Here is a 24,199-nt window from a genome sequence, read left to right as displayed (position 1 = left end):
ATATAATGGACGGATATGAATTCTCATCATAGCATGAAACGAGCCTTAGTTTTATCTTTGACAGTGCATCTCATTCTTCTCATTTTGATGGGAATGCATCTCACCAATCCTATTCCCTTTTCACCACAACCACTCGACACCATTCCCATCACCTTAGCCCCTCTTAATGAAGAAGTTGCCTTACAACAAGGTTTGCTCCAGGCTCCTTTCAAGGAACATCCTGCCCCCAAACCAACCACAAAACCACAAGAAAAAGAAAATGCACAGCATGTTGGTGATGGAACAGTAGATACTCTTTCCCCTTTCAAACCTAAAGAAAAACCGCGTCAGGTTGATACACCACCGGCTCCATCGCAGGAAAAGGTTGTACCTGAAACACTAGAGTCATCTCACACAACAAAAGACATACAAGAAACGAAAACAGATGTTTCTTCCAAGGTTACTCACAATGACATAATGACCCCACCAGAACCTTCAAAAGAACCTCAAACGCCAAAAGAAAAACCACACCAAATTGATACACCCCCTGCTCCATCAGAGGAAAAGGCTGCACCTGAAACATCAGAGTCATCTCACTCTACAAAAGACTTACAAGAAACGAAAACAGATGTTTCTTCCAAGGTTGCTCACAATGATATAATCACCCCTCCAGAACCTTCAAAAGAACCTCAAACGCCAAAAGAAAAACCACACCAAATTGATACACCCCCTGCTCCATCAGAGGAAAATGAAACCACCTCTCAGGAAGAACCTTTCACCCCTATCGAAACCTCACCAGAGAAATTAACACCCTCACAAACACAACCAAAATCGCTAGAAACATCTCCAAAGCGACCAGATCCTATCAAACCACAACCTCAAAAAGCAGAATCCATCACGCCAAAAGTGCCTTCTAAAAAACCATCGACACATAAACCAGCTCCAAAAATTGAGCATCCAGAAAATCCTCCTCTTCCACAAAGTAAACAAAAATTTGTGAAACACTCTTCTCCTTCACCTCAAAAACGCAATGAAAAGACAATTGACGATATTCTAGCACTTGAAGAAAAAAATTTTCTCAATCGGATGCGCACCCAAGGAGGAGGAGCAAAACGCTCCACCAATCCAGAGGCATCCGGCGCACGCAAAAATATTGGTGACACCACAAAAATGGCGCAAACATTAGTGAGCCTTGCTGGTTCCTGTATTCAAAAAAAGCTGAAACTTGTTGCTATCGGTGGGAATTTAAATAACCGTCCCATTGTTCGTTTGCAGTTTTACTTAAACCGCAAAGGAATGATTATAGGCGAACCTCTTATTGAACCTTTGAGTGGAGAAGAAAGCTTGCAAGCGATCATGAAACGACAAGTCTATGCAGCTGTCTTTGCGTGCCAACCTTACGCAGACCTTCCACGGAACCAATATGACTTGTGGGGAAAAGGTTTTGATTTTAATATTGATCCTCTTCAAGAAACCACTCCATAATATAAAGAATGGGATCACGAAAGACATAATTTGTTTAAATGAAAGGATACACTTCATGAGGGCTATAACAAGACCTGCAATTTTTTCTTGGTTTATTGTCACCGTGAGTTTGTGGCTTTCGGGTTTTTCATTGGCTCACGCACAATTAAAAGGCACCATTACCGGTGCGGACTTTAACCCTATTCCCATTGCAATCACAGACTTTATTTCTAACGATTCAATAGGGCAAAAAATTTCTGCTGTTGTCACAGCCGACCTTGAACGTTCTGGACTTTTTTTACCTTTAGACAAAACACTCTTTCTTGAGCAAATTACTAATTCCAACATTCAACCACGTTTTCTCGATTGGCAGCAAATAAACGCCCAAGGATTAGTTACAGGTCAAGTGGTAAGAGAAACCGATGGTCGCTTAAGAGTTGATTTTCGTTTATGGGATGTTTTTGGCCATAAACAACTTAAAGGTCAGCGCTTTTATACCGCAACAGAACGTTGGCGTCGTGTTGCCCATATGATTGCCGATGAAATTTATAGTCAAATGACCGGTGAGAGTGGTTATTTTGATACACGGATTGTTTTTATCGATGAAACAGGACCACGCAATGCACGTGTAAAACGCTTAGCAATTATGGATCAAGATGGAGCCAATTTAATTTATCTTTCCGATGGCAGTGAATTATTACTCACACCACGCTTTTCACCAAAACGGCAGGAAATTACATATATGGCTTATGGCCATAATCATATCCCTCATGTTTATCTCCAACAAATTGAAATGGGACAAAGAGAATTAATCGGTGCTTTTGACAATATGACCATTGCCCCACGTTTTTCTCCCGATGGGCAAAAAGTCATCATGAGTTTATTGCAACATGATGGTAGCTCAAATCTCTACACCATGGATTTACGAACACGCACCATGACACGCTTAACCACAACCAAAGCCATAGATACATCAGCTTCCTACTCACCCGATGGGAAGAAGATCGTCTTTTCTTCTGACAGAAACGGAAAACCACAAATTTATATCATGAATGCAGATGGCAGTAACCTTCAGCGAATTTCTTCTAATGATGGCAGTTATTCCACGCCGATTTGGTCACCTCGTGGCGATTACATTGCATTCACAAGACAATCTCAAGGTCAATTTTCTATTGGTGTGATGCATCCTGATGGACAGGGAGAACGCATCTTAACCACAGGGTTTCATAATGAAGGTCCGACCTGGGCGCCCAATGGCCGTGTCCTTATGTTTTTTCGTCAAAACCCAGGGATGGGTCCAAAAATTTACACGATTGATATTACAGGACGCAATGAACGCCAACTTCCCACTCCCAATGATGCTTCTGATCCAGCGTGGTCACCTTTATTAAGTACTCAATAAACAGCTGACACTATAACAATCTCTTTGGATACAACATTGTATCCTTGGGAAACCTTCAAGAATGAACATAAAAGACATTAATGCTCATTCTTGTTGAATATTGCACAAAAGAAAAAAGCACGTTTCCTGCTCAAAATGTTTGTGTCAATTTTCTTAATCAAAAAGTTATCTTCTAAAATTCATATGTACACACAAAAAATACCTTCATTTCGGTTATCGAAATGAAGGTATCTAAAGCATTCTGTATTGATTATAAACAAACCAGGCTTTTTTATTTATTGTAGATCCCCCTTATAAAGCCGCAAAATATCTCATTCACTCATCATGATAGAAATTATTTTATCCTACAGCAGTCTTTTCCTCCCACACTTAAGCTTCTATTCGTATGGTTTTTCTCTGAAAATAAACATTCAAAGAAATCCCATTCCTTTCTATCATCATCGATCATAGAAAGATTTGTCTCTTCATTTCACATTACTCACGAAAGAAAAACGCTTCTAAGAAAGGTAATATACGAAAAGGTAGATAATTGCCTCTTCTCTTTTTTCAAGAGACTTCTTGCTCATATTTTTATTTTTTACGTTTTTTTGATTTTTAAAATCATCTCGTTCACAATGATTTGAAGCATAAATCATTTTCTCTGTGCAAAAATTAGTCTTCTCACGCTTGAAAAAGATTATTTTCTGTCTTTCAAATGACTATCCAATTATCCGATAGAGACATTTCAAGATAATTCTTCAACGTCAAACAGATCTTTAACAGTATAATTTTTACATCCCATATTTCCAGTTCTCAACAATACACCTCTACCACAAGAACATGATAGAGGTGCTGGAGCATGTCAAATTGGAATTAAATTAAATTTTCTCTTGTTCCTGCGTCCATTGACCTAACGCTGCAAGATGATTCATTCGCGCACGATGACCAAAAGCCTTTTGTGCTGCCGTAATATTTTCGTGTTTTCCACCCCACATTTTCAATGCCGCTGCCTGTAATGCACGTCCATAAGAAAAAGTCAGCACCCAAGGGAATGAGCCCATAGCATTCATTGCAGATAAATGCGCTGTTGCTTCTTCATCAGACTGTCCTCCTGAAAGAAAAGCAATTCCAGGGACAGCAGCAGGAACAGTTTGTTTAAGGACATAAATAGTCTTCTCTGCTACTTCTTCAAGAGATGCCTTCCGAATATCTTTGCCATCAATCACCATATTGGGTTTCAAGATCATTCCTTCTAAAACGACCCGTGCTTCAAATAACGCCTCAAACACAGTTTTTAAAACTGTCTTTGTCACATCATAGCAACGTCCAATTGAATGCTGACGCGATTGCCCATCCATCAGAACTTCTGGCTCAACAATGGGGACAATACCAACTTCCTGACATAAAGCAGCATAACGTGCTAATGCTTGAGCATTTTGAGAAATAGCCCCTTTTGTAGGTAAAGAATGCTCATCAATGGCAATCACTGCACGCCATTTAGCAAAACGTGCCCCTAAGGCATAATATTCTTTGAGACGCTCCCGCAGACCATCTAATCCTTCTGTGATCGTTTCATTCTCAAAACCAGCCAAAGGCTTTGCACCTGTATCCACTTTAATGCCCGGTAAAGCTCCAGCCTCACGAATAATGTCCGTGAGCATTTGCCCCGTTGATGCTTTTTGACGAATGGTTTCATCATATAAAATAACACCAGAAATAGCGCTTTCCATTGCTTCTTTTGCAGTGAAAAGTATTTCACGATAAGCACGACGATTGTCTTGTGTTGATTCTATGCCAATGCTTTCAAAACGCTTTCCGATTGTAGCGGTACTTTCATCGGCTGCTAAAATACCTTTACCCGCTTTAACCAAAGAAAGCGCTATATCTTCAAGACGCTCATTCATAAAAAATCCTCTTCTTTCTTTTTCATTGTTCAAGACATGATAGATACAATTTTATGATTTCTTTTGATTGTATCTCTATTATATCATTTTCTTTTCAATCTGCATTAATGCAAAAATACCTGGAAGAATTTTTCCTTCCATCCATTCCAAAAACGCGCCTCCTGCTGTTGAAAGATATGTAAAATCATTAGCAACACCCGCATGGTTCAAAGCAAAAACTGTGTCTCCTCCTCCTGCGATTGATACCAACTGACCTTGTTGTGTTCGTTGAGCAGCATGACGTGCAACCGCCATTGTTCCTAAATCAAAAGGAGGCATCTCAAAAACACCAAGCGGTCCATTCCACACAAGCGTTTTTGCCTCATCAATCACTTTATTGATGCACGCAATAGAACGCTCTCCAATATCTAAAATCATCCCATCTTCAGGAATAGTTGTAATATCATAGAGATGGCTTGGTGTATTTTTCTCAAAACGAAACCCGACCACTGCATCTAAAGGAAGCAACAGCGCACATTGATTATCCCGTGCTTTTTCAATGATTTCTCTGATCGTTTCTGCCAATGAATGTTCACATAATGATTGACCGACAGCAATACCTTGTGCTGCTAAAAAACTATTAGCCATCCCTCCCCCAATAACCAAATGATCAACCTTTTCAATCAAATGATTGAGGACAAACAACTTGCTTGAAACCTTTGCTCCCCCAACAATAGCCATAACAGGATGAGCAGGAGACTCCAGTCCTTTTTCCAAAGCTTGCAATTCACGCTGTAATGCACGCCCTGCATAAGAAGGTAAAAAACTTGTTATCTTTTCCGTCGATGCATGCGCACGATGAGACACTGAAAAAGCGTCATTCACATAAAGATCACCATTGCGTGCTAAAGCTTCAGCAAAAGAGTGATTATTTTCTTCTTCTTCAGGATGAAAGCGTAGATTTTCAAGTAAAAGGATTTCTCCTTTTTGTAGGGCATCAACTGCATCGTGAGCTTTCATCCCAATGCAATCTTCAGCAAAAAAAACATGTTGATTCATTATTTTTTTGAGAACATCAACAACAGGACGCAATGAAAATTCTGGAACCACCTGTCCCTTAGGACGAGCACAATGCGACAGCAAAATAAGCTTAGCTCCTCGTTTTTGAAGCTCTAGAAGTGTGTCTTTATGCCGTTCAATACGGGTTTCATCACACACTTTTCCTTCTGACATAGGCACATTAAAATCAACCCGCACAAGAACACGTTTTCCTGACACATCAACGTCATCAAGCGTACGAAATTTCATGATAGTTCTCTTTTCATTTCTTTTTTATTTATGCCGTTCTTCTTGTTGAGTTTTTCTGAGATTTCAAAAAAATACTGACAGATTTTTTTGATTTTTTCTCTTCCACTCCAGTGCTGTTTTTTGAGGATGCAAAATGCTTTTTGTTTACTGAACGAACTTATTTTTCTCGTCTATCAAAAAGAGGACCGTTTGGCCCTCTTTATTCATTTCTTTCTATATTGTCTGAGCAAAAGCAACCGCCGTATCACTCATACGGTTTGAAAATCCCCACTCATTGTCATACCAAGCAAGGACCCGACACAACCGCCCTTTAACAACTTTCGTTTGATCATTTTGGAAAATTGCTGAATGTGGATTATGATTAAAATCAATACTCACCAATTTTTCCTCAGTATAATCTAGAACACCTTTCAGCATTCCTTGAGCTGCAGCGCGTATGGCTTCATTAATTTCTTCAATTGTTGTATCACGCTTGGCTGTAAATGTAAGATCAATCACAGAAACATTCGGTGTTGGAACACGAAGCGCCACACCATCTAACAATCCTTTTAATTCAGGCAAAACCAATCCCACTGCCTTTGCTGCTCCTGTTGATGTCGGGATCATAGAAAGAGCAGCGGCGCGTGCTCGGTAAAGATCGCGATGTTTCTTATCTAAAACAGGTTGATCTCCCGTATAGGAATGGATTGTTGTCATAAAACCTTTTTCAATACCAATCGTTTGATGCAGTACCTGAGCAACAGGAGCCAAACAGTTTGTTGTACATGAAGCATTAGAAACAACGCGATGTTCTTTGTTCAGCGCATGGTGATTAACGCCATAAACCACGGTGAGATCAGCTCCTTCTGAAGGAGCAGAAACAAGAACACGCTTTGCTCCTGCATCCAAATGAGCGCTTGCTTTATCACGTGCCGTTAACGACCCAGTACATTCCAGCACGACATCAATATCTAACGCTTTCCAAGATAGTTTTGTAGGATCGCGCTCTGCCGTCATTTTAATCAATCCATATCCAACATCAATGGCATCTCCCTGCACACTCACGGGAACGGGGAACCGTCCATGCACGGAATCATAGCGCAGCAAATGAGCATTTGTTTCGACGGCTCCACAATCATTAATAGCCACAACTTGAATATCTTGGCGACCACTTTCTACAATAGAACGCAAAACACTGCGTCCAATACGACCAAACCCATTAATTGCAACGCGAACAGTCATTTCGTCCCTTTCTCATTGATTTTTTCAAGCTTTTCTTCAACTGTAGCCACAACACTTTCACACGTAATCCCAAAATGCGTATAGAGTTGTTCCATCGGTCCACTGGCACCAAATCCGCTCATTCCAATAAAGACTCCATCACTTCCGATAAACCGATCCCATCCTTGCCGGATTGCCGCTTCAATTGCAATTTTAATAGGAGCCTCCCCAATGAGAGCACATTGATACGCAACCGATTGTTGAGCAAATAATTCAAAACAAGGAACAGAAACAACACGCGTTGGGATACCACTTGCTTCCAAAGCATTCCGCGCCTTCACAGCAATTTGTACTTCAGACCCTGAAGCAAATAAAGTAACCTTGGCCTCATCACTGGCTGTTAATAACTCATAAGCGCCAAGCATACAGAGATTGTCTTCTTGATACTCCCGACGCACAAGTGGTAAATTTTGTCGGCTCAATGCTAAGGTAGAAGGTGTTGTTCGTGCCTTTAAAGCCAATTGCCAACATTCCACTGTTTCCACAGCATCAGCAGGCCGGAAAACAAAATGATTGGGAATAGCGCGCAATGCGGCCAAATGTTCTACAGGTTGATGGGTTGGCCCATCTTCACCAAGACCAATTGAATCATGGGTCATGACATAAATAACCCGCACACCCATCAATGAAGAAAGACGCATAGCAGGGCGCATATAATCAGAAAAGCATAAAAAAGTTCCGCCATAAGGAATAAACCCGCCATAAAGAGCAAGACCGTTCATCACAGCTCCCATAGCATGTTCTCGAATTCCATAATGCATATATCGGCCAGAAAAGTCGTCTGCCGCAATAGTTTTCATTTGACCTGTTTTTGTATTATTCGACCCTGTTAAATCAGCAGATCCTCCGATGGTTTCAACCACAACCTCATTGATAACATCAAGAGCCATTTCAGAAGCTTTTCGAGTTGCAACAACGGGGCATTCTTGTGCCAATTTCTGTTTATAGGCATCAATAATGCTATCAAAATTCCCCACGAGATCACCTCGCATGAGGCGTTCAAATTCAACGCGCTCTGATAAAGGTAAATCAGCAAATTTTTTATCCCATTCTTTTCTCTTTTTAGCAGCGTTCAACCCAGCTAAGCGCCAATGATCAAGAATATCAGAAGGAATCACAAAGGGTTCAGCATCCCATTCCAAAGCTTTTCGCGTTTCAGCAACTTCTTGTGCTCCCAAAGGCGATCCATGGACTTTATTGGTTCCTCCTTTGTTTGGTGCTCCAAAACCGATTGTTGTTTTACATGCAATAAGTGTTGGTTTATCCGATTTTCGTGCCATTTCGATTGCACGCTTCAATGCACTATGGCTATGCCCATTCACTTTTATTGCATTCCAACCAGAAGCTTTAAAACGAGCAACCTGATCTGTACTATCTGTCAAGGAAATAGTTCCATCGATTGAGATATTATTATCATCCCAAAAGACAATAAGTTTATTTAATTTGAGATGACCAGCAAGAGAAATTGCTTCTTGAGAAATACCTTCCATTAAACAGCCATCACCAACCAGCGCATAAGTATAATGATCAATTAAATCGCCAAACCGCGCATTTTGTAAACGTTCTCCAAGAGCCATTCCCACAGCATTTGCCAATCCCTGACCCAGAGGTCCTGTCGTGGTTTCGATTCCTGCTGCGTGCCCATATTCTGGGTGCCCCGCAACTTTGAATCCTAATTGGCGAAAATTACGGATATCTTCTAAAGAAACATCTTCATAGCCAGAAAGATACATCAGAGCATAAAGCAACATAGAACCGTGCCCTGCCGATAAAACAAAGCGATCACGATTAGGCCAACGAGGATTTTTAGGATCATGAGCTAAAAATTTTGAATAAAGAACCGTCGCAATATCTGCTGCTCCCATTGGTAAACCAGGATGCCCTGAATTCGCTTTTTCAATTGCATCAATAGCCAAAAAACGGATAGCATTAGCCATCTGATTTTGTTGTTTTGTATTTGTCATGAATAATAGACCATTATTATTTAAATTATTAATCTTTACGATTATTCTCGAAGCGACTGTGATCTTTAAGAAACATTTTTTAAAACATTTTATCGTTTACTCAACTGCCGATACTCTCTTTTGTGATGATGCTAATCATATTTCTCCCTAGCACACTTTAACATCTCTATCATTTATGCCAACACTATTAAAAAATCTAGCCTTTAATTTATATCAATCCCCTGCTTTGCTTGCTAAAATATCTTACATATTTCAGAATGAACATATATGAAAAAATAAGAAAATGAGTGATTCGTTTTTGTCTATAAAAATGCTAAAGGATATAATTGTCATGAATCGAGAGAATGCTATTCTACCACAAGCTTTAGAGCAATTGGAAAAAGCACTCAGAAATCTCGAAATCACCATTATCAATCGAAATGCTGTTATTGATAAAAACAATGAATGGGAAGAAGAAATACAACGAATGAATGCTGATCGTAGTCGTCTTGCTCAAGCCCTTGATAAAGTAGAAGCTCATGCAGAACGTCTCGAAACAATTAATAAAGAAGTTTCCAAGCGTCTGATTAAAGCAATGGAAACCATTCGTATTGTGATTGATAGATAAAGGTTAAAATATATGGAAACTGTTTCCGTTACAATTGATGGTAAAGTTTATCGTATGGCTTGTGATGAAGGACAAGAACAACATCTCATTGAACTTGCTGCTCAGTTTGATCAATACATCACACATCTGAAAAAAAACTTTGGTGAAATTGGTGACCACCGTCTTTCTGTTATGGCAGGCATTATGGTTATCGATGAAATGGAAGAAATAAAAAGAGAAAACAAAAAACTGCGAGAAAGCAATGCCGCTCTTTTACGACAAAACGATGAAAAAGATCGTACCATGAGCAAAATTGTACAAGAGACCACACGCAGAATTGAAAATCTCACTCAACAATTACTTGAAAACGAACACCACGGAACGGTTTCTCTTCCAGAACAAACCGAAGAAGAAACAGAAACACACACCTCTTCTTAAATAAAAAAGCAGAGTTTGAAATTTCTCATTTGTCCACGCACAACACCACAAAGAGAACCTCTAGACAACAAAATTCATCAGATTTTCTGCCTCAGTTCTTCTCAAGAGAGAAAACACTGATACATTTGTTGATCCTTTATAGCCTTCTCATTTTCAATATCTTAAGCACAGCGCTTTTAAATCCTTTTAACCTCATCACAAGCCACAGGAACAGAAGCAACGCGGAGCAAATTTGTTGTCCCAGGTGTTCCCAGTGGAACGCCGGCTGTCACAATAAATTGATCTCCAGCTTGACAAAAACCTTCCTGAAAAGCAATCATCGCTGCATGATCAACCATATCATCCAAATTGCACGCATCTTCTGTCACCACACAATGCAACCCCCAGATCAAAGCTAATCGACGTGCAGTTTCCACAATTGGAGATAAAGCAACAATTGGTCTATTTGGACGTTCTCGTGACATTCGTATCCCAGTTGTCCCCGAAGAAGTATAGGCAACAATTGCAGCTAATTGAAGAGTTTCAGCGATCTGACGCGCAGCAAGAGAAATCGCGTCTGTTCCTGTTGACTCTGGCACAGGATGCTGCGCGCTGAGCATAACGGCATAATTGCGATCTTTTTCAGTCTGCTGAGCAATTCGATCCATCATCAAAACAGCCTCTTCTGGATAATGACCAGATGCAGATTCCGCTGACAACATGACGGCATCTGTTCCAGCGTAAACAGCTGTCGCCACATCCGAAACTTCAGCTCGCGTTGGCACACATGATGTAATCATTGATTCAAGCATTTGTGTCGCAACCACAACGGGTTTTCCAGCTAAACGACACGCTTTGATAAGATCCATTTGAATAGCAGGCACTTTTTCTAAAGGCATTTCGACACCAAGATCTCCTCGTGCAATCATAATCCCATCAGCCACATCAATAATTTCTTTAATATGCTCTAAAGCATGTGGTTTTTCGATTTTTGCCATTAAAGATACTTTACCTTGTGTCCGTTGGCGCACTGCAACAATATCTTGTGGACGTTGAATAAAAGAAAGGGCAACCCAATCGATGGGCTGTTCCAAGATGGCTAAAAGATCCGCATCATCCTTTGGTGTCATAGATCCAAACGGCAAAATTGTATCGGGAAAACTAACCCCTTTTCGGTCAGAAATATGCGTTCCAGCAACGACACGACACTGGAGAGAATGGCCTTCACACACCTCAGCACGCAGTTCAAGTTTTCCATCATCAATCAATAAGCGATCTCCTGGTTTTACAGCTTCTAACACTCCTCTATGTGGAAAAAAAACACGCTTTGCATCACCTGAAACATCGCAATTATCTAGTGTAAAACTTTGCCCAACAACTAAATCTTCTTGTCCTTTTGCAAAACACCCGATCCGCAATTTCGGCCCTTGCAAATCGGCTAAAATACCGATCGGTCGATTAACGGATTTTTCAACAGCCCGTATTCTTTGAACAAGCTCCCGCATTGTTGCATGATCTGTATGGCTCATATTTAAACGAAAAACATCAGCTCCCGCTCTAAAAAGCTTTTCAATCATCTCTAATGAAAAAGATGCAGGACCAAGAGTTGCAATAATTTTCACTTTACGCGCACGCTTCACGGTGATGCAACTCCTGAAAGTGTGGGGGCATGAACAGTAGAATCATTGAACAAAGACACATCTGTCAATTGCACCATCCAGTTGATTTGATTGCCTGTATCAATTTCTTTAAATGCCGCTTTTTGATATCCTCGAGCAAAACAATCATGAACTCCTTGAATCGTAAACTGGCTATCCTTCACGCACATCGTTATCGAGCCGGGCCATTTTCCTTTTTTCTGAGAATCTTCAGCATAAAAATAATAAAATCGTGATAAAAGAGGTCCATCAATGAGTGTTTTGCACTCTGTCATGGGGATCACCCACCAGCCTTCACTCACCCACCCTGAAGGAGTGCGATACCCCAAAGCAACACCAACAGGCTCTTGTGTTGTATTACAGACACGAAAATCCGCTTTTGCAAAGTCACAAACTGTAAAAACAAAAGCTACATTCAACAAGAAAATACAAAAAGCTGTCTGAAATTTTTTTTGCCATTTTTGAACATTCATACACTTCATCTAAAGCTGTAAGCCTTTTAAAGCTTATGCCTCTCTTCCTTCTCTTTCTGCAAAATACTGACACTCTATCTAAAAAACAAAGAATACTAAAACATATAGACACACGTAGTACAAATATCACATTTTTTTTCTGCTTTTTGACATTATTTTGTCCATAAACACACTTTTTTATACAAATTGTTTATACAAATCATTTAAAAGTTATCTTGTGAAGGGAAAAATGTAATAGTTTGACTTTCTTCCTGTTTTTCGAGCACCCAATAATGGCTTAGTGTCAAACAAGCCAACTTACACAATAGACTATTCCGGAGAAAAATATCATGAACGATGTTATCGATCAAACACAAGCCATCTCTGCCAATCAATTACGCTCTTTTATAGAACGAATTGAACGGCTTGAGGAAGAAAAGAAAACCATTTCGGATGATATTAAAGAAGTTTACGCTGAGCTCAAAGGATCTGGTTTTGATAGTAAAGCTGTGCGAAGTATTATACGATTGCGCAAAAAAGAAGACCATGAACGGATGGAAGAAGAAGCCATTATCCAACTTTACAAAAATGCGCTTGGTATGAATTAATGCGAGCGCGTGTCTTTTTTAATTTCCTCGTTCAAGAGTTCTAATTCCAACCACTCTTCTTCTTTTTGCAAACAAAGTTTCTGCTTTTCTTCAAGCGCTATCGACAAACGCTCGAAGCGCTCTTTATCACCGCTATAGAGAGTTGGATCTGACAATTCTTGTTCAATTTCTTTGATTTCGCTGTGCAAAGAAGCAATTTGTTGCGGTAATTTTTCTAGCGCATAAGCTTGTTTATAAGACAATTTGCGTGGTGTTTTTTCTTCATGCGCTGCTGTTGATTTTGTTTGGCTCTTTTGTTTTGTAGATTTTTGCTGTTCTTTTTGCTGTGAAATGTCATGGTTCTTTCTTTGAGCCATCATATCACTGTAGCCGCCCGCATACAGAATCCAACTTCCCTCTCCTTGAGGAACCAACATATGCGTTACGGTTCTATCTAAAAAATCTCTATCATGGCTTACCAATAATACTGTTCCTGCAAAATCAGCGATAAATTCTTGCAACAAATCCAAGGTTTCCATATCCAAATCATTGGTTGGTTCATCCAAAATAAGGAAGTTTGCAGGCTGTGATAAAAGCCGTGCTAGCATGAGACGTGCTCTTTCTCCTCCTGATAATTTTTTCACAGGTGTTCGCGCTTGTTCAGGCAAAAATAAAAAATCTTTCATATAGGAAACAACATGACGTTCTTGCCCATTGATCAACACTGTCTCTCCTCTTCCCCCTGTTAAATAATGTGCTAAAGTCTCTTCTTCATTTAAAATACGCTGTTGATCGAGCAATGCCATTGCAACATTATAACCAAGCTTCACGGTTCCCTTATCTGCTTTTTGTTGACCAATCAAAACTGAAAGTAATGTTGTTTTCCCTATTCCATTGGGCCCTACCAGACCAATTCGGTCACCGCGTCGAATCCGCAATGAAAAATCTTTAACAATAACCTGATCGCCATAAGACTTTGAAAGCCCTTTTGCTTCCAGAACTAATTGACCTGAATCATGACTTTTAGCTGCTTCTAAAAGAACTGTTCCCGAAGGAGCTCGATGGGTTTTATGCTGATGCCGTAATTCTTTTAACGCCCCTAAACGCCGGACATTACGCTTACGCCGTGCTGTCACGCCATAGCGCAACCATTCTTCTTCACGCTTAATTTGACGACCCAATTTATGTTGATCCCGAGCTTCTTCTTCAAGGATCTGATCACGCCACACTTCGAATTGAGAAAAATTCTTTTCAACTCTTCTTGTTGTGCCACGATCCAGCCACACCGTTGAACGTGTTACTGTTTCTAAAAACCGCCGATCATGTGAAATCACGACAAGTGCTGAACGTAAAGAGCACAAGGTATTTTCAAGCCATTCGATCGTTGGTAAATCGAGATGATTGGTTGGTTCATCCAATAAAAGAATATCAGGCTTTGCTGCAATGGCCTGCACTAATGAAACACGTCGCTTTTCTCCTCCAGAAAGCGTCGCTAATTTTTCTGTTCCTAAAAAACCAAAATTTCCGAGCAATGCTTTTACAAATTGCACATCATGAACATCATCAAGACCAGATTCAACATATGTATTGATATCGTCAAATCCTGAAAAATCAGAGACTTGAGAAACATAACGAATCGTTGCCCGAGGGTGACGAAAAACCTCGCCTCCACTCGGTTCTAAAATTCCAGCAGCAATTTTTAACAGCGTTGATTTTCCGCATCCATTCCGACCAACAAGCGCAATACGCTCTCCCTCCTTCACGAACAAGCACACTTGATCGAGTAAAGGCGCTCCCCCAAAAGTTAAGGAAATGCGGTCAAGCCGCAAGAGCGGCATAGCCGTTAATAACGTCTACGATGGCAAGGCGCTTGATACAGCTTGCCTCCGACGCCACTATAGACACATAATTTTGGTTGTTGTACCGGTTGAGGACATGGAGCTTGATAAAGCTGGCCATGATGATCGCGATATGTACATAATTGTTGTGGCTGAACAACCACTCTTGATGCTTTTCTTTTATTTGCAGAAACGCCTGTCACTGTTCCTGCGATAGCACCAATTGTTGCTCCTGTTACAGCTGACCTAGGACTTCCTCCACCTATAGCTGTTCCTGCTAAAGCGCCTAAGGCAGCCCCACTCACACCATAGCCTGCAACTCTCTGTTCAGCAACAGTACAAGCTGCCATACTGAAGCCTACCATTGAAATGACTGCCATCGTAAAAACTGGCTTTAACATGTCAAAACCTCTTTCTTTATAAAAAATAAAACGTAACGTCTTCACCATCAGACTAAAACGAACTCCATAGTATTAAAACTTAATGTATCATTTTTCCGCTATACTTTATATATCAGAAAAATCTATAAAACAGGTAAAGATGCTAATAAAATAGCTCTTCCAAAACTCAAATCACAGTAAAAGGTTCCACAAACACGGTTAGAAAGTGTCAATGACGATCCGAAAGGTATATCTTTTCCTGATAATGGCCATTTGACACCTGACAAAGTTAAGCCTTGCAAATCAGAAAATCCAATAATACTCAAAAGACACCCCTCAGGCAAATCACATGAAAAAGGTTTTGATACAATCGGCCACCCTTCTTCGCTACCACTGGTTAACAAAACGGAGATGCCTTTTTCTGCCAGAGCAATTGCTTGTGTCATATGAGAGAGGGTGTGATCACTCCGTTCTCCGCCAAAAGCACCACATAAAATTAATTGTTTTGCTCCTTGCTGTAGTGCTTTTTCACAGGCTAATGCACTATCTGTAGCATCTTTATCTACAGGGAAAGCTTCTCGGGAAATATCATGATATTTCTGAAATAGCTCCTGATCAGAAGAATCAAAATCACCAAGCCATAATTCAGGAGTAACGCCCAATTCTTCTGCATGACGCATCCCCCCATCTGCAGCAATCACTCGACTTCCATGGATTTGATCTCGTAAACGTTGTGTGATGCAAATATCTCCATTTAACAATATCGTAAAAGTTGTCATCACATCTATGCCTTTCATACCAATCTTTTCAGGTATTTTTTTCTTAAACGATAATGATAAAAGTACCAAAAGATTCTTGATTATAAACCACACAAAAAGATAGAAGTAATATTCTACTAACGAAATTCTACTAATACGATACTACGAGCCCAATAATAAGCAACAGAGTTTCACAATGATTAGAGGCATCATATTTTCTCAGACAGTATTTTCCCCTCGCACTTTAATTGATCTGATATTTTTTTTCAGTCTGATATCTTTTCTATCTGCATGCCATAATCCATCCTCTCACAATAATCCCTTTTCACTTTTAAGCTCTTCTAGAACAGCGCAACATGACTCCAAAAATGATGTCTATGCAACCTTGAGCGCCACACAACATCCTCGTATTGTCCATCTCTATGGAGGTACATATCATAATCCAAAGCTTGAGCACATGTTAACAAACATTGTTGTCAAACTTGCAAATGTTGCACACAATCCGAACCAAATTTATCGTGTAACAATTTTAGACTCAGCTAATGTTAATGCATTTGCTTTACCCGGCGGCTATATTTACGTCACCCGCGGCATGCTCGCCTTAGCAAATGACACCTCAGAAGTTGCCGCTGTTTTAGCTCATGAAATAGCGCATATTACAGCTAATCACGGCGTTTTACGCCTGAAAAAAGAAGTCGAATTAAAACGCGCTGATCGCATTACTGCTAACCTTTTATCTCATTCTAATACAACGTCTAAACACGCAATTACAGGGAAACAAAAACTTGCACAATTTTCACGCAACCAAGAATTGCAAGCTGATTCCATTGCAATAGAAATGCTCAATCGAGCCGGTTATGATCCCTTTGCTGCTGCACGCTTTTTACAATCCATGGAAACATATAGCGCCTTTCGCAATGTTTCAGGTGCGGCCAATTCTTCTCTAGATTTTTTAGCAACGCATCCAACAACCCCCCAGCGCATTCGTCTCGCTATTGCAAAAGCGCGTGCACTGCATTCTTCTCATGTTGGTAGAACTGAGCGCGACAATTTTTTAAAGAGCATTGACGGTATGGTTTTTGGGGGCAATCACAATGAAGGTTATATACGAGGCAATCAATTTATTCATCCTCAATTACAAATTGCTTTTTCTGTTCCCGATACTTTTACTCTAAAGAGTTCTGCACATGTTGTTTGGGCCAGCGGTCCTCATAAAATTGCCCTTCGCTTTGATGCGGTTCCTCTACCTTCTGGCATGTCTGCGAGTGACTATTTAAAGAGTGGATGGGTTGCAAAACTTGATCATTCTTCCGTTCATCCCATCATGATACAAAGTTTACCTGCAGCTCGCGCTCGCGCAACCAATGAGCATTGGCAATTTGATGTTGTCGTCATTCCTTTTAAAGACTATATCTTTCGCTTTCTGACGGCAGCACCTCATCATTCTCAAAATTTTGCAACTGTTCTCAATGAGACTCTACAAAGTTTTCATCCTCTTTCACCTTCTGCTTTAAATCAACTAAAACCTTTGAGAATTCGCATCGTTCGTGTCAAACAAGGAGAAAATGTAACAAATATCTCTAACAAAATGCACGGAATAGCTCACCAAGAAGAACTGTTTCGCATTATAAATGGACTTTCACCGACCCAAATTTTACACGCAGGAACATGGGTCAAAATTATCACTGAGTGAGTTTATCACTTTTATCCATAATCTACTCTCCATGCATCTTTTATATTCATGCGTTATTATTGTTTATCTTAAGTAAGCCCGTACATTGCTCACACTTCATAAGCATCCGCTGAATTTGTGCTCAGCAAAGCAGAGCGTAATTTTTGCAAAGCGCGTGCTTCAATTTGACGTACTCGTTCTTTTGAAATTCCTAATTTTTCGCCCAAAACTTCTAAAGTCGCTCCTTCTTCATTTAAGCGGCGGAAACGGATAATTTCAAGTTCCCGTTCATTGAGAATTTTTAAAGCTTCGTAGAGCCACTGTGTCCGTCTTTGACTATCGATTGTTTGCTCAATTAAAGCATCAGGAAGCGGGTTATCGTCAACTAAAGCATCCATTTTTGCAACGGGATTTTCACCGTTTTCAGAAACAGAAACACTCAACGAATTATCCGTTCCAGAAAATCGAAAGTCCATCCTTTCGACATCATTCACAGAAACACCTAGTTTTTCTGCAATCATGCGAAAAATATCTTGTTTCGACAAAGCGCTATCATCCTGAATTAATTTAGCTCGCAAACGCCGAAGATTAAAGAAAAGTGCTTTTTGTGAAGAACTTGTTCCGCCTCGAACGATTGACCAGTTCCGCAAAATATAATCTTGGATCGACGCACGTATCCACCATGTTGCATAGGTTGAAAAACGTACTTCTCTATCCGGTTCAAATCGCGCTGCTGCTTCTAATAACCCAACATAACCTTCTTGTACCAAATCTCCTAACGGCATTTTAAACCGCTTAAAACGATTTGCGATTGAAATAACTAAACGCATATGCGCTGCTGCAATTTGATGCATAGCATCATCATCGTTTTTGTCTTTCCATCGTAAAGCTAAGTCATGTTCTTTTTGTCGTTCAAGATAAGGCGCCTGCATTGCAGAACGCATCATATTACGTCCCAAACTTTTATCAGCATCGCTATAATTTTTGCTGCTTTTATAAACAGCATCTGAAAGATTACCCATAATAACCTCTTGCGATTAAAATCATTAAAGTTGATCTGACAACGACATCATCGTTTCGTTGAATAACGTAAAAGTTGTTTTTTAAACATTCGCTACTTTAACGTGTATTTTTATAATCGCAATTGTTTTTTTTATGATGGGCATCAAACTTATTGTTCGAAGACACAAACTGAAAATATTAATCCAAAATCAGTAAATTGTTCTCTCAACAAAGAGCTAAAAAAGCTGTATTTCTGGGATTTTTTGACAATTCGTAGAAAAAAATCAGAACGCTCAATTGGAGAGATTTTTTTTTCGATTCAGTTGTTAGTTTGCGTTATTTTTTTGATTACATGGTTAATTTTTATGTTTATATTTTGCCAATACAACCAATAATTGTATTCATAGATAAGCAAAAAATAACAAGGATGATTGAAGAAGGTGTGACAAACATGCTAAAGAAGCAATATGCACTATGGAGTTTCAAAGAAATATAAATATGGAATCATCGAAATAATAAACCTATAAGGCACTGAGAAAGAAAGTAATCATGGATAGCGAAATCGTTCAACAAGGTGATATTCTTATTGGAAAACAACGAAGTGGCAAATTTGAAGGTTTTCGTTTTTATGCAAATAAAAATGAACCAGATGAAGCAACAAACGAGCAGAATTTAACACATGATGATGAAGATTTAATCATTGCCTTTGCTGAACGTGCAAGACGTTTTTGTGCTTCTGCCAACGGTGATTTTACACTTGGTTCTGATGGCATCATTCGTTGGATTGGGCAACCTGTAGGACAACTCATTCCTGCAGAAGATATTTTAAAACCTAACTTCATTCTTTTCGCAGATGAACAATTAACCAGAGAATCTCGTGATCAAGTCATGATCCGGTTAGAACGTTTTGTTATTTTTCATTTTGAGACAGCTTTAAAACCATTGTTTGATATAAAAAATGCTGATACTTTAACGGATTCAACGCGTGATCTTGCTTCAAAACTTGTTCGTTCTTTAGGGATTTTACCCCGTCGAGACGTTGCTGAAACAGTTAAAGGTCTAGATCAAGAATCACGAGCCATCCTTCGACGTCTTGGTGTTCGCTTTGGTGCGTTTCATATTTACATTCCAGCCATACTCAAACCCATCCCAGTCCGCGCTCTTACACTTCTTTGGTGTCTCAAAAATGAAGATAGCGAACAAATTGGTTTGAGTGAAATATTAGCCTCTTTAACGGCGGGTCGCACTTCATTGATTGTTGATCCTCATTATAACTTAAAATTTTATCACCTCACAGGTTATCACATTTTAGGACAGCGTGCCGTTCGGATTGATATTTTAGAGCGCTTAGCCAATCTCATTCGCTCTACGTTAAACTGGAACCCCGAAACAGAACCAAGACCTGATGGTGCTTATGATGGCAAACATTTTTTTGTCACTCCAACGATGATGTCTATTCTTGGTGCCAATGAAGCCGACATGGAAGAAATTCTTAAAGGACTTGGCTATCAATCTCACTCCATCAGCAGTACTGAGCTTGAACAAATACTCGCGCAACAAGGGCCTTCATCTCATGAGAGCAAAACAGAATCGATATTGTCTGAAGCAGAATGTGTTGGCGATTATTGGAGCATTTTGCAAGAATCAGAACCGATAGAAAAAGAAACTTCATCGTCTTTTTCTGAAGAACAATTTTGTGCAACAAATAATTTACCCGAAGCAGAGCCTGTTGGTAATATTGCCAAACCAAAACATCCTGCTACAAAAGATAAAGTTATTTTATTATGGCGTTATCATTATCAACATCATAACCGCTCTCATAAAAACACTCAATCTAAGCGCAAGCTGCACAGTAAATACAAAAAACCTTTCAAAAAAGAAGTTAATACAGATACTGCAACTTCTTCTAAAACTGTATCACGTGGCCACTTGTCTCATAAACATAATAAACCGCACACTAAGCGTCTCGATCGTCACTCATCTTCAGCACAAAAACGTCCTGATCCTGATTCACCTTTTGCAAAATTGGCTGCGCTCCGTGATCGTTTTGCAAGTGATACAGAAACTCCAACTACATCTCATAAAAATCATTAATTTAAGAACTGGAGGGCTATTTTGGCCTATGTTGTAACTGACAATTGCATCCACTGCAAATATACCGATTGCGTTGCAGTTTGCCCTGTTGACTGTTTTTATGAGGGTGAAAACATGCTTGTTATTCACCCTGATGAATGCATTGATTGCGGTGTGTGCGAACCGGAGTGTCCGGCAGAAGCTATTAAACCTGATACGGAACCAGGGTTAGAACAATGGCTAGAGCTGAATCTTAAATATGCGGCACAGTGGCCTAATTTAACGACTCAAAAAGATCCTTTACCTCAAGCAAAAGAAATGGATGGTATTCCCAACAAATTAGAAAAGTATTTTTCAGAAAATCCGGGAAGTGGCGAATAATAATCAAACAATACATACTCTGTTTGTTCAATAATTGAGATCATTTTATGTAAAAATGAAAATTATTGAGCAAAATGATTGATTTTTTTGATTTTTAATGTTAAAAGTCCTCTGGTACAATTATTTTCTTAAGTATTGTTTTTTTGTAAACCAGAATGTTTTCTGTTGAATATTTTTGTTTTTGTGCTCTGTAGATGAGCACAAAATTTTTTTCAATGTATTCGACATTTAACTTATCTTGTTATGCGGTCAATGATTTTCATAAAGTCATTTGTCGCAAAAGGAGTGAAGTGAAATATGGCATCCCAGCACAACACCTCTTCCAATGCTAAAGGGTTTTCAACCTCTGAATACATCGTTTATCCAACGCATGGAGTGGGACAAATTGTCGCAATTGAAGATCAAGAAGTTGCAGGACATAAACTTAAGCTTTTTGTCATTCATTTTGCAAAAGATAAAATGAATGTAAAAGTGCCAATTGCAAAAGCTATATCTACTGGCATGCGTAAATTATCTGCTCTTGATTCTGTAGAACGAGCATTAAAAATCTTACAAGGGAAAGCACGAATCAAAAGAACAATGTGGTCGCGACGTGCTCAAGAATATGATGCTAAAATCAATTCAGGGGATCTTATTTGTATCGCTGAGGTCATTCGTGATCTCTTCCGTTCAGATGTGCAACCTGAACAATCTTATTCCGAACGTCAGCTTTATACTGCTGCGTTGGACCGGATGGCTCGTGAAATTGCTGTTATTAAGAGTTTTTCTGAAACAGAAGCCATCAATTTAATTGAAATGCACCTCATCAACAGATCGAAAAATCGTAATTTCAAAGCTGAAACTGATGGAAATAGCAAGGCTGTCTGTGCGGCGTAATTATTGACAGAAACTTCCGTGATAATACACCGGTCAGCGTAAAGATATTTCTTTATATCAGAAGTTTGTTTCAGTAAAGAAAGTCTTTAAAATAAGTGCAAGCAAATTCAGGCACTAACATTCATAGACTTCTATGAGGAGTGTTTTTATTGTTTTAATGAAGACAAAAGTAATTTATTGCAAATTATGTCTTCAGTGATGCACAGTAGTTTATCTGAGTATCATGTGTTCTGTTTCAGACATAACATATAGTAATTTCTCTCAATACTTAAAGAAATTATGCTTCAATCTTGAATATTTGAAAAAGGAATCATTGTCTTTCTTAACTGAATAAAACTTTCTTTCAAGCAAAGACAATGGTTTGCATATCATCACAAAAATTGAGCAAAATGACCAGCGATTCGAAACGCTGAATGCATATTACTTCTTCAATCAATACAGGTGTATGATTGTGATATTTTCAATGCACTGATGAAACCTTGAAAACTCTAACAATCAGGATTCTATTCCTATTCTTCTTTTGCTTTTATCGTTTTCTTCTTCAAAGACATAACATGGAAGATGTCTCAATCCATAAAAGATTAAATTATTCCAGATTTTAGTTTATTCTAAATGATTTTAACTGCACGAAATAGAATGAAAATATTCAATGAGGTTTTAATTTTTTTAAAGATCTTCTCTTACAAACACGTAAAAAAGAAAAACGCCTTCATTTCATTGAGAATAAAGGCGCTCTTTATAAAAATAACCTATGAATAACGCACATGCGATCAATAAGCTCAAATTTCATAATCATCGGCGATGCGAAAAACTTCCTACTCAATTAGAAAAACTTCAATAGAATAGCGGACACCCTTCTATAAGCAACAGAAAATATCTTCTGTTTTTTATATGCAATCAAAAGAGCTTTATCACTAACGCTGATCAAAATCTCAGTCTTTAGCTGGTAAAACCGAACGTCCGCGATACATACCAGTCTTTAAATCAATATGATGAGGGCGACGTAATTCCCCAGAATCCTTATCTTCAATATAAGTTGGTGCTTTAAGCGCATCAGCCGAACGACGCATACCCCGTTTTGACGGAGAGGTTTTTCGTTTAGGTACAGCCATTAAGAGACACTCCAAATCCACAAAAACAAAACAGGCACAGCCAATAATAATGGCTTCTGCCAACAACGAAATAAATTTTGTTTCTCTATACACTGATTAAAGTCTTTTGACTAGACTTTCATGCAATTTTTTGTTTTCTCTTTATACATGATTTTCTCTCTTTAAAACAGAGGAAAGAATAGAATATTCCACGCAAAAAGATTGGTGAACTGTAGACAGCTCACATTTTTAAAAATTCTTTTTTCTATTTTCTTAATTTAACTCTTCCTATTTTAAAGCAACAAAATGCGAATCTTAGCCGTCAATAAAAATAAAATGAACAAAACATGTGCAATTTTTATTAAAAGAATCTTTGCAATATATTTTTTCTGCTTCATTCTCTATCAAAACTGATACGCATTTCATCATTCCAGAAAAAAATTGAAATATTTCACCTTTTAAACCACCACCATGACGATACACTTTAACTTTTTTCTCAATAGAATTTCTCATATCTGAAAACACATCAACGAAGACATGTTGTATAGACATTTGATATGGTAATTCGCTTTTGAATCAGCTGCGTTAAAGCTAAAAAACGTTCTGTGGGTTGATGAGGATTTCGAACATAAGGATTGGGTAGACTTGCCACCAGAGCTGCAGCTTGTTTAACAGTGAGCGTTTGTGCAGATTGATTAAAATAGTACAAAGCCGCTTCTTCTATTCCATAAATTCCAGGCCCCCATTCTGCAATATTCAAATAAATTTCCATAATACGCCTTTTAGGTAAAATGAAATCAGCAAAAAGAGAATAAACAATTTCAAAAACTTTACGCACATAAGATCGACTTGGCCAAAGGAAAAGGTTTTTAACCATTTGCATAGTGATAGTTGACCCCCCACGCAAAGGCTCTTTATTCTCTTTCACAATTGTCAACAGCGTCATCCAATCCACTCCAGCATGTCGACAAAATTGTCCATCCTCCGACATAACAACCCCTGCTGGAATAGAAAACGCAATATCGGACAACTCAACCCATTCTCGTTTATAATCTTCTGCTTGCATCCAATCACGGATCATTAAGGTAGAAACAGGATGAATAAAGTTCAAACGATAAATTAACAAAAAAATAACTGGCAAAAAAAACAAAAAAGAGAACAATTTTCCAGCAAAACAGAAAAACTGACA

21 protein-coding genes are annotated in these 24,199 nt (G+C 39.0%); 9 read left to right on the top strand and 12 right to left on the bottom strand.

Annotated features, from left to right (window positions below; translation table 11 throughout):
• The first annotated feature begins 33 nt into the window (after nt 1–33).
• Both NPY00_RS05105 and tolB read left to right on the top strand, forming a co-directional pair.
• A complete protein-coding gene (locus NPY00_RS05105) occupies nt 34–1,464 on the top strand; it encodes a hypothetical protein (protein WP_269021000.1) in 1,431 nt (476 codons plus the stop codon).
• Nucleotides 1,465–1,519: 55 nt separating this feature from the next.
• Nucleotides 1,520–2,845, top strand: coding sequence for a Tol-Pal system beta propeller repeat protein TolB (gene tolB, locus NPY00_RS05100; protein ID WP_269020999.1), 1,326 nt, complete (start codon nt 1,520–1,522; stop codon nt 2,843–2,845).
• Nucleotides 2,846–3,702: 857 nt separating this feature from the next.
• Here tolB and NPY00_RS05095 read toward each other — a convergent pair.
• The 4 genes from NPY00_RS05095 to tkt all read right to left on the bottom strand — a co-directional run bounded on the left by NPY00_RS05095 (nt 3,703) and on the right by tkt (nt 9,239).
• Nucleotides 3,703–4,728, bottom strand: coding sequence for a class I fructose-bisphosphate aldolase (locus NPY00_RS05095; RefSeq protein ID WP_269020998.1), 1,026 nt, complete (start codon nt 4,726–4,728; stop codon nt 3,703–3,705).
• 78 nt (nt 4,729–4,806) lie between these two features.
• Complete coding sequence (locus NPY00_RS05090) at nt 4,807–6,015, bottom strand: phosphoglycerate kinase (protein WP_269020997.1); 1,209 nt, start codon at nt 6,013–6,015, stop codon at nt 4,807–4,809.
• Between the two features lie 213 nt (nt 6,016–6,228).
• Nucleotides 6,229–7,236, bottom strand: a complete 1,008-nt coding sequence (gap, locus tag NPY00_RS05085) for a type I glyceraldehyde-3-phosphate dehydrogenase (protein WP_269020996.1) — start codon at nt 7,234–7,236, stop codon at nt 6,229–6,231.
• Nucleotides 7,233–9,239, bottom strand: coding sequence for a transketolase (gene tkt / locus NPY00_RS05080; protein WP_269020995.1), 2,007 nt, complete (start codon nt 9,237–9,239; stop codon nt 7,233–7,235). Before tkt ends, gap begins: the two co-directional genes overlap by 4 nt.
• 331 nt (nt 9,240–9,570) lie before the next feature.
• On the opposite strand from tkt, the gene NPY00_RS05075 reads away from it, so the two are divergent.
• Both NPY00_RS05075 and NPY00_RS05070 read left to right on the top strand, forming a co-directional pair.
• The gene (locus NPY00_RS05075) at nt 9,571–9,846 is read left to right on the top strand and encodes a DUF4164 domain-containing protein (protein WP_269020994.1); all 276 of its coding nucleotides are present in this window, start codon (nt 9,571–9,573) and stop codon (nt 9,844–9,846) included.
• Between the two features lie 12 nt (nt 9,847–9,858).
• Nucleotides 9,859–10,263, top strand: coding sequence for a cell division protein ZapA (locus NPY00_RS05070; RefSeq protein ID WP_269020993.1), 405 nt, complete (start codon nt 9,859–9,861; stop codon nt 10,261–10,263).
• Nucleotides 10,264–10,439: 176 nt separating this feature from the next.
• Here NPY00_RS05070 and pyk read toward each other — a convergent pair whose 3' ends face one another.
• Both pyk and NPY00_RS05060 read right to left on the bottom strand, forming a co-directional pair.
• Entirely contained in the window at nt 10,440–11,882 is a 1,443-nt protein-coding gene (gene pyk, locus NPY00_RS05065) for a pyruvate kinase (protein WP_269020992.1), read from the bottom strand.
• On the bottom strand, nt 11,879–12,373 hold the full coding sequence (locus NPY00_RS05060) for a DUF1036 domain-containing protein (protein WP_269020991.1): 495 nt from the start codon (nt 12,371–12,373) through the stop codon (nt 11,879–11,881). The genes pyk and NPY00_RS05060 overlap by 4 nt, the downstream gene beginning before the upstream one ends.
• 329 nt (nt 12,374–12,702) lie before the next feature.
• On the opposite strand from NPY00_RS05060, the gene NPY00_RS05055 reads away from it, so the two are divergent.
• Complete coding sequence (locus NPY00_RS05055) at nt 12,703–12,960, top strand: DUF2312 domain-containing protein (protein WP_269020990.1); 258 nt, start codon at nt 12,703–12,705, stop codon at nt 12,958–12,960.
• Here the strand turns inward: NPY00_RS05055 and NPY00_RS05050 are convergent.
• From NPY00_RS05050 to NPY00_RS05040, 3 genes are all read right to left on the bottom strand, one after another.
• Nucleotides 12,957–14,777, bottom strand: coding sequence for an ABC-F family ATP-binding cassette domain-containing protein (locus NPY00_RS05050; protein ID WP_269020989.1), 1,821 nt, complete (start codon nt 14,775–14,777; stop codon nt 12,957–12,959). The two genes, NPY00_RS05055 and NPY00_RS05050, sit on opposite strands and share 4 nt — an antisense overlap.
• 5 nt (nt 14,778–14,782) lie before the next feature.
• Nucleotides 14,783–15,178: a hypothetical protein gene (locus tag NPY00_RS05045; RefSeq protein WP_269020988.1), complete on the bottom strand. Its 396-nt coding sequence runs from the start codon at nt 15,176–15,178 to the stop codon at nt 14,783–14,785.
• A 122-nt stretch (nt 15,179–15,300) separates the two neighbouring features.
• Entirely contained in the window at nt 15,301–15,936 is a 636-nt protein-coding gene (locus NPY00_RS05040; protein WP_269021070.1) for a thiamine diphosphokinase, read from the bottom strand.
• Between the two features lie 175 nt (nt 15,937–16,111).
• On the opposite strand from NPY00_RS05040, the gene NPY00_RS05035 reads away from it, so the two are divergent.
• Nucleotides 16,112–17,608 carry a M48 family metalloprotease gene (locus NPY00_RS05035; protein ID WP_269020987.1) on the top strand — a complete coding sequence of 499 codons (1,497 nt, stop codon included), beginning with the start codon at nt 16,112–16,114 and terminating at the stop codon, nt 17,606–17,608.
• 89 nt (nt 17,609–17,697) lie between these two features.
• Here the strand turns inward: NPY00_RS05035 and NPY00_RS05030 are convergent, their stop codons facing one another.
• Nucleotides 17,698–18,609 carry an RNA polymerase factor sigma-32 gene (locus NPY00_RS05030; protein ID WP_269020986.1) on the bottom strand — a complete coding sequence of 304 codons (912 nt, stop codon included), beginning with the start codon at nt 18,607–18,609 and terminating at the stop codon, nt 17,698–17,700.
• 529 nt (nt 18,610–19,138) lie between these two features.
• On the opposite strand from NPY00_RS05030, the gene NPY00_RS05025 reads away from it, so the two are divergent.
• The 3 genes from NPY00_RS05025 (at nt 19,139) to NPY00_RS05015 (ending at nt 21,919) form a co-directional block, all read left to right on the top strand.
• Nucleotides 19,139–20,683: a hypothetical protein gene (locus NPY00_RS05025; RefSeq protein WP_269020985.1), complete on the top strand. Its 1,545-nt coding sequence runs from the start codon at nt 19,139–19,141 to the stop codon at nt 20,681–20,683.
• Nucleotides 20,684–20,704: 21 nt separating this feature from the next.
• Nucleotides 20,705–21,043 carry a ferredoxin FdxA gene (gene fdxA, locus NPY00_RS05020; RefSeq protein ID WP_269020984.1) on the top strand — a complete coding sequence of 113 codons (339 nt, stop codon included), beginning with the start codon at nt 20,705–20,707 and terminating at the stop codon, nt 21,041–21,043.
• 297 nt (nt 21,044–21,340) lie between these two features.
• A complete protein-coding gene (locus NPY00_RS05015; RefSeq protein ID WP_269020983.1) occupies nt 21,341–21,919 on the top strand; it encodes a CarD family transcriptional regulator in 579 nt (192 codons plus the stop codon).
• 932 nt (nt 21,920–22,851) lie between these two features.
• On the opposite strand, the gene rpmF is transcribed toward NPY00_RS05015, so the two are convergent.
• A complete protein-coding gene (rpmF, locus tag NPY00_RS05010) occupies nt 22,852–23,031 on the bottom strand; it encodes a 50S ribosomal protein L32 (RefSeq protein ID WP_269020982.1) in 180 nt (59 codons plus the stop codon).
• A gap of 505 nt (nt 23,032–23,536) precedes the next feature.
• The gene (locus NPY00_RS05005; protein ID WP_269020981.1) at nt 23,537–24,160 is read right to left on the bottom strand and encodes a biosynthetic peptidoglycan transglycosylase; all 624 of its coding nucleotides are present in this window, start codon (nt 24,158–24,160) and stop codon (nt 23,537–23,539) included.
• Nucleotides 24,161–24,199 lie beyond the last annotated feature (39 nt).

This window comes from Bartonella sp. F02, from assembly GCF_026929975.1.
GTDB lineage: Bacteria > Pseudomonadota > Alphaproteobacteria > Rhizobiales > Rhizobiaceae > Bartonella.
This window is presented reverse-complemented; position numbering and strand designations above follow the sequence as displayed.